The organism is Weizmannia agrestimuris (assembly GCF_943193165.1).
Lineage (GTDB): Bacteria > Bacillota > Bacilli > Bacillales > Bacillaceae_C > Weizmannia > Weizmannia faecalis.
The window spans coordinates 18,201-29,862 of sequence record NZ_CALPDC010000037.1 but is presented as its reverse complement, the minus strand read 5'-3'; the positions used below and the strand labels follow the sequence as shown (position 1 = coordinate 29,862).

Here is an 11,662-nt window from a genome sequence, read left to right as displayed (position 1 = left end):
GTAGCCGAAAGTGTACAAAAAGAGTGTCTTGGAATACCCGATATTTAAACCTTGTCGAGAAAAACTTGACACATACGAATTGTTATTGAAATTTGAGAAACTGTACTAAATAATTTAATATAAACGGTGTCGAAATACAACTTATCACGACACACTGACACCTTCCCATTATAGTACAAGTTGCAAAGATTGTGGATGGGAAATGACAGAGAGGGAGTAAACGTATATGCATGAAGTTGCGATTATCAGCGCCGTCCGGACCCCGATCGGGAAATTCGGCGGCAGTTTAAAAGATATATCCGCTGTGGAACTGGGCGCGATTGCCGCAGAAGAAGCGATCCGGCGCGCCGGCGTTTCTGCACGGGAGGTCCATTATGCCGTTTTTGGCAATGTTCTTTCGGCTGGCCTCGGCCAAAACCCGGCCCGGCAAATGGCAGTCAGAGCCGGCATTCCGTATGAAGTGCCTGCCGTCACCGTGAATGAAGTGTGCGGCTCCGGATTGAAAGCTGTGCTGCTTGCTGCCCAGATGATTCAGCTTGGCGAGGCGAAAATAACGGTTGCTGGCGGGGCGGAAAACATGTCGCGTGCGCCTTATCTTGCAGAGCAGGCACGCTGGGGCCATAAGCTTGGCAATATGGCGATGGCAGACAGTATGCTGCGCGACGGCCTGACGGATGCATTTGAAGGCATCCATATGGGTTTGACGGCGGAAAAAGTGGCGGAGCAATTCGGCATTTCCCGCGAGGAACAGGACCGTTTTGCGCTTCAATCCCAGCAAAAAGCCGCGCAGGCACAAAAGGCCGGCCGCTTCAAAGACGAAATTGTGCCGGTAAAAGTAAAACAGAGAAGAAGCGAAATGCTGTTTGCCGATGATGAGCATATCCGCCCCGATACGACGCTTGGCGGGCTCGCGAAGCTGAAACCCGCTTTTCTCCAAGATGGCACTGTCACAGCGGGAAATGCTTCGGGGATCAATGACGGCGCAGCTGCAGTTGTTTTAATGGAAAAATCACTTGCGGATGAAAAAAAGATTCCTTATCTCGGGGTCATCAAAGGGTATGCAGAAGCAGGAACGGACCCTTCCATCATGGGTTATGCCCCTTATTACTCCATTCAAAAGCTGCTTGAAAAGACCGGTGCATCCCTTGAAAAGGTGGATTTAATCGAGCTGAACGAAGCTTTTGCTTCCCAGAGCCTTGCCGTTGTCAGGGATTTGGGGCTTGATCCGGAAAAAGTCAATGTCAACGGCGGCGCCATTGCACTGGGGCATCCAATCGGGGCATCCGGCGCAAGAATTCTCGTTACGCTTTTGCATGAAATGAAAAAAAGAAATGTGCGCACCGGCCTCGCCTCGCTCTGTGTCGGCGGCGGCATCGGCATTTCGATGCTGGTCGGGCGCTCCTGACACCACTGGCATTTTGCCGGACCGGATGTTTAAAAAAAGAGGAAAAGCCCTGCCCGGTGCAAGGCTTTTCCTCTTTTTTTCATTTCGGATAGCATTTTTCTCCCTTGGGTCAGGATAACGTAAGGACTTCATATTTGGATGCTAATTCTGCAAATTGTGCCATGCTGCTGATTTTTCCAGCTGCAAGTTTTTCGTTCAGCCCATAAAAGTCCACGCAGGTTTTACAAGCAAGAACGTCCACGCCTTTTTCCTCCAATTCTTTCAATTGTAGGGAAACGAGCGAGCCTTCTGTTAACGTAAACACACCGCGGTTTACGCAAAAAACAGCGGCTGGCAGTTCTTCCTTTTGCTTCAGGATAGTAAAGAAGGTTTCCAACAATCCTTCCCCTAATTCTTGTTCCCCTTTTCCAAGCTGATCTGAAGCAAGCAAAATAACTTTGTTTTTCAATGTCTCCACCTCACTGGCTTTCTTTCTATTTTAGCAAATCCTGCCAGGTTTTTCCCGTGCCATAGATACGGCGGCCGTCCTAAGCACGGGGCGTTCAGTGCCGCAGTTTCTTTAACCATTTATTTGGGTGCCTAGCGGTTGAGGGTATTTTTGAGCAAAAGCAGATGAACAATCTTATAGAATAACGCCAGGATGCAAAAGAGGATCGGATAAGCAATAGCAGAATACACAGGTTTCCAGCCATTGTAGTAAAACGTGCCCGTCACTCTGAACAAAAACTCGAAAACCAGTGCGATAATGGTCCATCCTGCAATATAGAGAAACCGGGCACGGAACCGGTTTGGAAAAAAGTTGATAAAGAGAATATTGATGGCCGGATAAATCCCAAACAAATAATAAAGGCTTTTCCGGTCGACGCCTTTTGTAAAATATCCAAAAAGATCATATTTGATATCCAGAAATAAATTGACGATTAATTCAAGGTACATGGCAAACAGGGTGGTACACAGCATTTCAATGCCGCTAAATTTTTTTGGCATGAGAAAAGCAAACAGATTCAGGACAATCATCAAGATGATAAGGAATACCATGCTTCAACACCCCGATTCCAGGATTGGCTTTTTCTTATCCTTTCCTATTTTGGCCGGGAGATTACAGGAAATCACACATTGCCGGAAACCGGTGAAACCGGCCAAAGGACGCCCGCCTTATTCTTTGTTATAATTTTACAAGAATAGCGTAAACAAAGGGGGATGGCTCATTTGGCGAAAAAAGTATTGGTATACAGCGAACTGCCTGAGGATTTGATTGAAAAGCTGAAGGAAACATTTGAGGTACGCTACATACCAGGATGCAAGAATATTTCCGATCTTCTGCCCGGCTTAACGGAAGCGGACGGGCTGCTCGGTTCCTGGCTCCGGGCGGGAAAAGAATTGCTGGATCACGCACCGACCTTGAAAATCATCAGCAATATAACGGTCGGATATGACAATCTCGATATCCCGTTGCTGACAGAGCGGGGGGTTATGGCAACCAATACGCCGGGTGTGCTCGATGAAACAACAGCGGATACCGTCTTTGGCTTGATGCTTGCAGCGGCACGGCGATTTACGGAACTGGACCGGCTTGTCAAAACCGGGAATTGGAAAGCGCCTGTTTCCACTGAACATTACGGCATTGATATCCACCATAAGACGCTTGGCATCATCGGCATGGGCAGAATCGGAAACAAAATTGCGAAACGGGCCCATTTCGGTTTTGATATGGACATTTTGTACCATAACCGTTCCCGCGACCCGGAAGCCGAGCAGCTGTATGGTGCGGTATACTGCGGGCTTGATGAACTGCTGAAAAAATCGGACTTCATTTGCCTGATGGTGCCGCTTACCCCCGAAACGCACCGGCTAATCGGGGAACAGGAATTGAAATTGATGAAGAAAACGGCCGTTTTTGTCAATGGTTCAAGGGGCGGGACAGTAGACGAAGCGGCGCTTATCAAAGCCCTTCAGGAAAAAACAATTTATGCAGCCGGCCTTGATGTGTATGAACAGGAACCCGTTTCGACGGATAACCCGCTTTTAAAAATGGACAATGTCGTCACCCTTCCGCATATCGGCTCTGCTACCCATGAAACACGATATGCAATGGCAAAACTTGCGGTTGAAAATCTCACGAAGGGGCTGCTTGGAGAATGCCCGCCCAATTTGATTAACCGGGAAGTTTTTCGCGGCCGGGCGTAATCGCGAATGCTTGCTGAACGATTCCGATTGAGGGAGATCCCGATTCGTCCGGCAAGCGCTGTTTTGTTTTGGTATGATGCAGGAAATCCTGAAATCCAGGCAGAGAACCCTGATGGCAATGGGAACGGTTCTGACAAAAATAATTTCAATGGGCGTCCCCCGGCCGGGTTGCTTGCCGGGGAACGCCACGGTTTCACGGCGGGGCCATCCGCTTTTTTTATTTTCCAAAGGGGTATATCAATGAGTAAGCGGGGATGTAGACAAACCATCAGTCTATGTAATATAATGAGGAACAATTGTTCTTTTTGGACGGGTTTATTTTGTAAAAATATCCTATGCCGGCCCGGAATGGAACCGTTCTAAGTAATGAGAGCCCGCAAAATTTTGGTTAAAAATAAACACAGGCAGGCTATAAATGAAGGAGCGGGCAGGCATTTTGCCAAAAAACGCCGCCCCAGCCCACGAACCCGATGAATGCAGAAACATTCTATTCCGAAAACCCGGTGAAGACCAAGTGCCGGATAATCGGGAATCCATGATAAAGGAGAGATAAAATGATCCGGTTTGAACATGTATCGAAACAGTTTCCGAACGGGACCCTTGCTGTAAAGTCTCTGGATTTGGAAATAGAAAAAGGGGAATTTTTCGTTCTGATCGGCCCGAGCGGCTCCGGGAAGACGACAACATTAAAAATGATCAACCGCCTCATCGAACTGTCAAAAGGCTGGGTCCGAATTAACGGAAAGAAAATCAGCGATTATGATATTCATGAACTTCGCTGGGATATCGGATACGTGCTCCAACAAATTGCGCTTTTCCCGCATATGACCATTGCGGAAAATATTGCGGTTGTGCCGGAACTGAAAAACTGGGACAAAAAAAGAATCCGTACCCGTGTCGATGAATTGCTGGAAATGGTGGGCCTGGACCCGAAAGAATACCGGAACCGGAAACCTCATGAACTTTCCGGAGGGCAACAACAAAGAGTGGGCGTCCTACGGGCTTTGGCTGCCGACCCGGAAATCATTTTGATGGATGAGCCATTCAGCGCGCTCGATCCGTTTAGCCGGGAAAAATTGCAGGATGATGTGCTTGAAATTCAACAGAGGCTGAAAAAGACAATCGTTTTTGTTACCCATGATATGCGGGAAGCATTGAAACTCGGGGACCGGATTTGTCTCATGAAAGACGGGGAAATCGTTCAGGTCGGGACGCCGCATGCATTTTTAACCAACCCCGCGAACGATTTTGTACGCGAATTTGTCGGGAACAAACAGGTGCCGGTCCGCCTGGAGGAACTCATGATCCCGGTTACAGATGAACAGGCATTGCCCCAAACAAAAACCGTTTCTTTACAGGCTCCATTGGCAGAGGTATTCGAACAGCTGGCCTCGTTTGAACAGATTGCCGTTATGGATGGCGGAAAAATGGTCGGGGTGATTAACCGCCCGCACGCCATGAAAGTCATGTCACAATACTTAAGGGATGGAGGCCGGATGCATGAGTAGTTTCATCACCACCTTTTCAAACCGGAGAGCCCAGCTTTTGGACGCCCTTTTACAACATATAGAGATTTCATTAATTGCGCTTTTTTTCTCGTTATTGATCGCGATCCCGCTCGGCATTTATTTAACGCGGAAACAAAAAATTGCGGAAACCATTATTGGCATAACCGGCGTGCTGCAAACCATTCCTTCTTTGGCTTTGCTCGGCCTGTTAATCCCGCTTTTTGGCATAGGGACCGTCCCGGCTGTGATTGCGCTCGTCGCATATGCGCTGCTTCCGCTTTTGCGCAACACCTACACTGGCATTAAAGAAATCGACCCTTCATTATTGGAAGCAGCAAGGGCGATGGGAATGAACAGAAGAAAACGGCTGATAAAAGTGGAGCTCCCTCTGGCCATGCCGGTTATCATGGCGGGGATCCGGACGGCGGCTATTTTGATCATCGGAACAGCGACGATTGCGGCGCTGATCGGAGCCGGCGGATTGGGTGACATTATCCTGCTTGGCATTGACCGGAATGATTATGCCCTTGTCATTCTCGGTGCCATTCCTGCCGCCTTGTTGGCCATTCTTTTCGATGTTTTGCTCAGGCAGCTTGAAAAAGTTTCTTTTAAGAAGATGATGGTGGCATCCGGCATTTTTATCTTGATGATCGTGTTGATCGTTGGTTCACTGGTTGCGCCAAACTTGCTTCATAAAGACGGGCAAAAAACGATTGTGATTGCCGGCAAGCTGGGGTCGGAACCGGAAATTCTGGACAATATGTACAAGTTGCTGATTGAAGAGAACACAGATTTAAAAGTGAAGTTAAAAACAGGGTTGGGCGATACAACCTTTGTTTTCAATGCGTTGCAGTCAAAGGATATCGATCTTTATCCGGAATTTTCCGGGACAGCCATCGTCAACATGCTGAAAGAGAACCCTGTCAGCACAGACGGCAAGGAAGTGTACGCGCAAGCAAAAGCAGGCATGGCCAAAAAATACAAGATGGCATTGTTACGCCCAATGAAATTTAATGACACTTATGCGATTGCAGTTCCGCAAAGTTTTGCAAAGAAATACCATTTGAAAAAGATATCGGACCTTGTAAAAGTCGAACAGGACGTAAAAGCCGGATTTACCCCCGAATTTGCCGATATCAAAGACGGATATCCCGGTTTGTCAAAAAAATACGGGTTGCATTTTCATGTGGTGACAATGGATCCGTCTGTACGGTACCATGCCATCCAACAAGGCAAAGTGAATCTAATGAACGCCTACTCCACAGATGGCGAACTGCAAAGGTATCACCTGGTCGTTCTTGAAGATGACAAGCATTTCTTCCCGCCATACCAGGGTTCGCCTTTATTGCGGCAGGAAACGGTTGACAAATATCCGGAAATTGTGCCGGCATTGAACAAGCTGGCCGGGAAGATTACAAACACCCAAATGCAGAAAATGAATTATGAAGTCGGTGTCAAAGGTAAGAAAGCGGAAGATGTTGCAAGAGCCTTTTTAGTAAAAGAAGGGCTCCTGAAAAAGTGACCGGATTATGCCGGGGCGTGCCGCGGAAACGTTACGGTGCATCGTTGAATGCGTGAACCTCTTGTTGCAAAGGTAGTCCAAAGTTTTAATCTGTGCCGGGAATTTCGCCCCGTATCGGGTGGAAATTGCCCGGCACGAAATTTGTCTGCGATATAAAATGCACAAAATATTGCAGCCTGTTGCCTGCTGTAAAATGGAGTTATCATGCAAATGGGTGCTTGAGCTTATGGTAAAAACTTAAGTTTATTTTTGCCCTCGTCCATCGACATGTTAGGTTATTCCACGATCCTGCCACAATTTTTCAATTCCCTGCCCTAGCATCAGCATATCTAGTAGTCTGCCCCTTGCCTCTTCAATCAATGCCTGAATCGTATTTTCCCACCCCATGAAACACCGGCAGCATTTTATTTCTGGGAAAAAGAAAGCGCTATTGACAAACTTGTATATACAGGATATGATGAGAATGTAAGATGTATATACAAGATTACGAGTAAATGAAAACGGTTTTGTGAAATAAAGTGAGGTGGCAATCATGTTTAAATTATTTCAAAAGAAGCCAAAGGAAGAACGTATTTTTGCTCCGGTAAGAGGGCAGGTTGTTGCCATTGAAGAAGTGCCGGACCCAACTTTTTCCGAAAAAATGATGGGGGACGGCATTGCGATAAAACCAACCGAAGGCCTCCTCGTGGCGCCATTTGACGGGGAAGTGGTGCAAGTCTTTCCGACGAAGCATGCCATCGGGCTGCGCGGCGCATCCGGGCTGGAACTTTTAATTCATATTGGGTTGGAAACGGTGACATTAAACGGGGAAGGATTTGAAACCGCTGTAAAAGCAGGCGATAAGGTGAAAAAAGGCGATACGCTCATCACCTTTGATCTGGCATTGATTCAAGAAAAAGCGGCGGATACCATCACATCCATCGTGGTGACAAACGGCGAGGCAGTTCATCTTGACAAAAAAATAAATTTGGATGCTATGCCGAAAGAAACGGTGGTCATGGTTGCCCAGTTGTAAGATCGCCAACAAGACAGGAGGAATGACAACATGGCGAAAATCAGCAATGAATCTGTAAAACAAATTGTTGAAGCAGTAGGCGGAAAAGACAATATTGCCGTGGCAACGCACTGTGTGACACGGCTGCGGTTTGCATTAAAAGATGAAGGAAAAGTAGACAAAGAAAAACTGGGGAAAATCGATCTTGTCAAAGGTTCTTTTTCAGCAAACGGACAGTACCAGGTTGTGATCGGCCAAGGGACAGTGGACAAAGTATATGACAAAATGGTTGAACTGACGGGTATCGGGCACGCTTCAAAAGAAGATGTGAAAAACGAAGCCGCAAAGAAAATGAATCCGCTTCAACGATTTGTCAAAATGCTTTCCGATATTTTCATCCCGATTTTGCCGGCAATCGTGACAGCTGGTTTGTTAATGGGATTGAACAATCTTTTGACAGGCCAGGGCATTTTTTACGCCCATAAGTCTTTTATTCAAGTTCACGAAAGCTGGGCCGGGCTTGCGGACATGATTAACATCATTGCCAATACCGCCTTCACGTTCCTGCCGATCTTAATCGGGTGGTCGGCTGTGAAACGGTTTGGCGGCAATCCGCTTCTCGGGATTGTGCTCGGCGCGATGATGATCCATCCGGACTTATTGAATGCTTATTCATACGGTGAAGCACTGAAAAGCCACTCTATCCCGGTATGGAATCTGTTTGGCTGGCATGTCAATAAAATTGGCTATCAGGGGCAGGTGCTGCCGGTCCTCGTATCGTCCTTTATTCTGGCGAAACTTGAACTATGGCTGAAAAAACGGATCCCGGATGCCATTCAGTTGCTGCTTGTCGCCCCCATTGCTTTACTTGTAACCGGATTTGTGACATTCGTGGCAGTCGGGCCGCTGACTTTTGGCATCGGGAACTGGATTACAGGCCTTGTCGTATATGTATTTAACCATGTACCGGCAATCGGCGGCCTGCTTTACGGCGGCTGCTATGCGCTCCTTGTCATTACAGGGATGCACCAGGCTTTTCTTGCGGTCGACTTCCAGTTGATCTCGAGCGCTGGCGGCACGTATTTGTGGCCGATTCTCTGCATGTCCAATATTGCACAAGGTTCGGCTGCGCTTGCCATGATGTTTTTGGCAAAGAACAAAGTGGATAAAGGGATGGCCGGCACATCTTCCGTTTCTGCTTATCTCGGTATTACGGAACCGGCGATGTTCGGTGTCAATCTCCGCTTCAAATATCCGTTTGTTTGCGCACTGATCGGCTCAGCCATTGCAGGGATTGTACTGGCAACCGGACATGTGAAAGCCCCGGCAATCGGCGTCGGCGGGATCCCTGGATTCTTGTCCATCTTCCCGCATTCGTGGGGAACGTTTTTTACCGGTATGGCGATCGTCATTGTCGTGCCGTTCGTGCTGACCTTCTTGTTTGGTAAATTAAAAAGACAAAAAGCGTAAAGGACAGGAAAGCGGACTGTACAATGGCAGGCCGCTTTCCGGCTATATAAAATTGGATCGCTTTAACATCCAAATCATATTTCGAGCCTTCATGGCATTACGACGATAGCAATTTGGGAGTGGAAAAAATGGAACAACCTTGGTGGAAAAAAGCAGTTGTCTATCAAATTTACCCTAAAAGCTTTAAAGATACAAACGGGGATGGCATTGGCGACCTTGAAGGGATTATTGAGAAACTAGATTATTTGAAAAAGCTTGGCATCGATGTCATTTGGTTGACGCCGGTTTATCCGTCCCCGCAGCGCGATAACGGGTATGACATCAGCGACTACTATGCCATTGATGAGACGTACGGTACGATGGAAATATTTGAGCAACTGCTTATAGAAGCGCATGCACGAAATATAAAAATCATGATGGACATCGTTGTCAACCATACTTCAACCGCGCACAGATGGTTTATCGAAAGCGCATCATCGAAAGACAACCCGTACAGGGATTACTACATTTGGCGGGACCCGAAAGACGGGAAAGAACCGAACAACTGGGTCTCCAAGTTCGGCGGGCCGGCATGGCAATACGATGAAAAAACCGGGCAGTACTACTTGCACCTGTTTGATGTGACACAGGCGGACTTGAACTGGGAAAACGAAAAAGTCCGGGAAGCAGTCTACACCATGATGAAGTTTTGGTTTGAAAAAGGGGTTGACGGCTTCCGCCTTGATGTCATCAATTTGATTTCCAAAAACCAGGATTTCCCCGATGATGACGGATCAGTCCCGCCGGGCGACGGGCGCAAATTTTATACGGACGGCCCGCGCATCCATGAATTTTTGCATGAAATGAATGAAAAAGTGTTTTCAAAATACAATGCGATGACTGTCGGGGAAATGTCCTCGACCACGATTGAAAACAGCATCCGCTATACGAACCCGGCTTCCCGTGAGCTGGACATGGTGTTTCAGTTCCATCATTTGAAGGTCGATTACGAAAACGGCGACAAGTGGACGGCTGCCGATTTTGATTTTCTAGCGCTGAAAAAGATTCTGTCCACATGGCAGACGCGCATGCATGAAGGTGGCGGCTGGAACGCCTTATTCTGGTGCAATCACGACCAGCCGAGAATCGTATCAAGATACGGCGATGACGGCAAGTACCGGGTGGAATCGGCGAAAATGCTGGCAACGGCAATCCATATGATGCAGGGAACGCCTTATATTTACCAGGGGGAAGAAATCGGCATGACCAATCCGCATTTTGACCGGATTGAACAGTACCGGGATGTCGAGTCCCTTAATATGTACAACATTTTACAAAGCCGCGGAAAAAGCCATGCGGAAATCATGGAAATATTAATGCGGAAATCAAGGGACAATTCGCGTACGCCGATGCAATGGGACAGTACGAAAAACAGCGGGTTTACTGAAGGCACGCCATGGATTGCGGTCGCTTCCAACTACCCTGATATTAACGTAGAAAAAGCGCTGAAAGATCCAAACTCCGTTTTTTACCATTATCAAAAACTCATTCAGTTAAGAAAAACGTATGATGTCATCACAGATGGGGACTTTCAGCTATTGCTTCCGGATCATCCGCGAATCTTTGCTTATTTGCGGACAAGTGAAGACAGCAAGCTGCTGGTCGTGAATAATTTTTACGGAGAACCGGTGCAGTTTGAGCTGCCGGGGACGCTGGACGGGGCAGCTGAAATATTGATTTCCAACTATCTCGATTCTTCTCTGGATTTTCATTCTTTCACCCTGCGTCCGTATGAATCTGTTGTGTACTTTTTGACAAAATCGTAATGCCGTTTTTGCCATGGTACAATACAAGTGGTGATCCCAAATGAAAGAAAACAAGTATTACACGATTTACCATCAGCTTGCTGAAAAAATCGAAAACGGGGAGATGGAAGCAGGCAGCCTCCTGCCATCCGAGCATATTTTGGCGGAACAATTCGGGGCTTCAAGGGAGACGATCCGGAAAGCCCTCAATCTGTTATCCCAGAATGGCTATATTCAAAAAATCCGGGGAAAAGGTTCTGTTGTACTGGACGTGAAAAAATTTGATTTTCCGGTTTCGGGCCTTGTCAGCTTCCGTGAAATTGCGGAAAGCTCAGGGAAGGCATGGCGCACGAATGTCCATGAACTTGTCCTTATTAGACCTGACGATGCTCTGGCCCGGCAGTTGAAAATATCCGGAAAAGAAGAAGTATGGCAGGTAGTCCGGTCGCGGGAAATTGACCATGAGAACATCATTTTGGATAAGGATTACATCCGGAAAAAGTTTGTCCCGTCGATTACAAGAGATATTTGTGAAATCTCGCTTTACCAGTATTTTGAAAAAACGCTTGGCCTTGTGATCAGCTTTGCGAAAAAAGAAATCACGGTCGAAAAAGCAACAGAGGAAGACTACAAGTATCTGGACATGGGCGAGTACAATCATGTCGTCGTTGTCCGGAACCATGTTTATTTGGATGATGCAAGCCTTTTGCAATATACCGAATCGCGCCACAGGCTGGACAAATTCCGGTTTGTCGATTTCGCGAGGCGGGAGCACCGGTAAGCGGATTTGTT

Annotated in this window: 10 protein-coding genes; 8 read left to right on the top strand and 2 right to left on the bottom strand. The window is 47.2% G+C overall.

Annotation, left to right across the window (positions count from 1 at the left end):
• Nucleotides 1–226: 226 nt before the first annotated feature.
• Entirely contained in the window at nucleotides 227–1,405 is a 1,179-nt protein-coding gene (locus NFR98_RS12455; protein ID WP_019721047.1) for an acetyl-CoA C-acetyltransferase, read from the top strand.
• A gap of 109 nt (nucleotides 1,406–1,514) precedes the next feature.
• Here NFR98_RS12455 and NFR98_RS12450 read toward each other — a convergent pair whose 3' ends face one another.
• A complete protein-coding gene (locus tag NFR98_RS12450; protein WP_302466989.1) occupies nucleotides 1,515–1,862 on the bottom strand; it encodes a DsrE family protein in 348 nt (115 codons plus the stop codon).
• A 122-nt stretch (nucleotides 1,863–1,984) separates the two neighbouring features.
• Entirely contained in the window at nucleotides 1,985–2,443 is a 459-nt protein-coding gene (locus NFR98_RS12445; RefSeq protein WP_251460220.1) for a CBO0543 family protein, read from the bottom strand.
• 171 nt (nucleotides 2,444–2,614) lie between these two features.
• On the opposite strand from NFR98_RS12445, the gene NFR98_RS12440 reads away from it, so the two are divergent.
• The 7 genes from NFR98_RS12440 (at nucleotide 2,615) to treR (ending at nucleotide 11,651) form a co-directional block, all read left to right on the top strand.
• Nucleotides 2,615–3,592, top strand: coding sequence for a 2-hydroxyacid dehydrogenase (locus NFR98_RS12440; RefSeq protein WP_251460218.1), 978 nt, complete (start codon nucleotides 2,615–2,617; stop codon nucleotides 3,590–3,592).
• 554 nt (nucleotides 3,593–4,146) lie between these two features.
• The gene (gene opuFA, locus NFR98_RS12435; RefSeq protein ID WP_017550607.1) at nucleotides 4,147–5,100 is read left to right on the top strand and encodes an osmoprotectant update ABC transporter ATP-binding subunit OpuFA; all 954 of its coding nucleotides are present in this window, start codon (nucleotides 4,147–4,149) and stop codon (nucleotides 5,098–5,100) included.
• Nucleotides 5,093–6,622, top strand: a complete 1,530-nt coding sequence (gene opuFB, locus NFR98_RS12430) for an osmoprotectant update ABC transporter permease/substrate-binding subunit OpuFB (protein WP_017550606.1) — start codon at nucleotides 5,093–5,095, stop codon at nucleotides 6,620–6,622. Before opuFA ends, opuFB begins: the two co-directional genes overlap by 8 nt.
• Nucleotides 6,623–7,154: 532 nt before the next feature.
• On the top strand, nucleotides 7,155–7,637 hold the full coding sequence (locus NFR98_RS12425) for a PTS sugar transporter subunit IIA (RefSeq protein ID WP_014096407.1): 483 nt from the start codon (nucleotides 7,155–7,157) through the stop codon (nucleotides 7,635–7,637).
• A gap of 30 nt (nucleotides 7,638–7,667) precedes the next feature.
• A complete protein-coding gene (gene treP, locus NFR98_RS12420; protein WP_014096406.1) occupies nucleotides 7,668–9,086 on the top strand; it encodes a PTS system trehalose-specific EIIBC component in 1,419 nt (472 codons plus the stop codon).
• A gap of 128 nt (nucleotides 9,087–9,214) precedes the next feature.
• Nucleotides 9,215–10,891, top strand: coding sequence for an alpha,alpha-phosphotrehalase (treC, locus tag NFR98_RS12415; RefSeq protein ID WP_035190548.1), 1,677 nt, complete (start codon nucleotides 9,215–9,217; stop codon nucleotides 10,889–10,891).
• A gap of 40 nt (nucleotides 10,892–10,931) precedes the next feature.
• Complete coding sequence (gene treR, locus NFR98_RS12410; RefSeq protein WP_014096404.1) at nucleotides 10,932–11,651, top strand: trehalose operon repressor; 720 nt, start codon at nucleotides 10,932–10,934, stop codon at nucleotides 11,649–11,651.
• Nucleotides 11,652–11,662 lie beyond the last annotated feature (11 nt).

What these genes read in the sequence shown, in the direction of transcription:
- NFR98_RS12425 (WP_014096407.1), top strand. Translation starts at nt 7,155, where the DNA reads ATGTTTAAATTATTTCAAAAGAAGCCAAAGGAAGAACGTATTTTTGCT.
- NFR98_RS12455 (WP_019721047.1), top strand. Translation starts at nt 227, where the DNA reads ATGCATGAAGTTGCGATTATCAGCGCCGTCCGGACCCCGATCGGGAAA.
- NFR98_RS12445 (WP_251460220.1), bottom strand. Translation starts at nt 2,443, where the DNA reads ATGGTATTCCTTATCATCTTGATGATTGTCCTGAATCTGTTTGCTTTT.
- opuFA (WP_017550607.1), top strand. Translation starts at nt 4,147, where the DNA reads ATGATCCGGTTTGAACATGTATCGAAACAGTTTCCGAACGGGACCCTT.
- treR (WP_014096404.1), top strand. Translation starts at nt 10,932, where the DNA reads ATGAAAGAAAACAAGTATTACACGATTTACCATCAGCTTGCTGAAAAA.
- opuFB (WP_017550606.1), top strand. Translation starts at nt 5,093, where the DNA reads ATGAGTAGTTTCATCACCACCTTTTCAAACCGGAGAGCCCAGCTTTTG.
- treP (WP_014096406.1), top strand. Translation starts at nt 7,668, where the DNA reads ATGGCGAAAATCAGCAATGAATCTGTAAAACAAATTGTTGAAGCAGTA.
- treC (WP_035190548.1), top strand. Translation starts at nt 9,215, where the DNA reads ATGGAACAACCTTGGTGGAAAAAAGCAGTTGTCTATCAAATTTACCCT.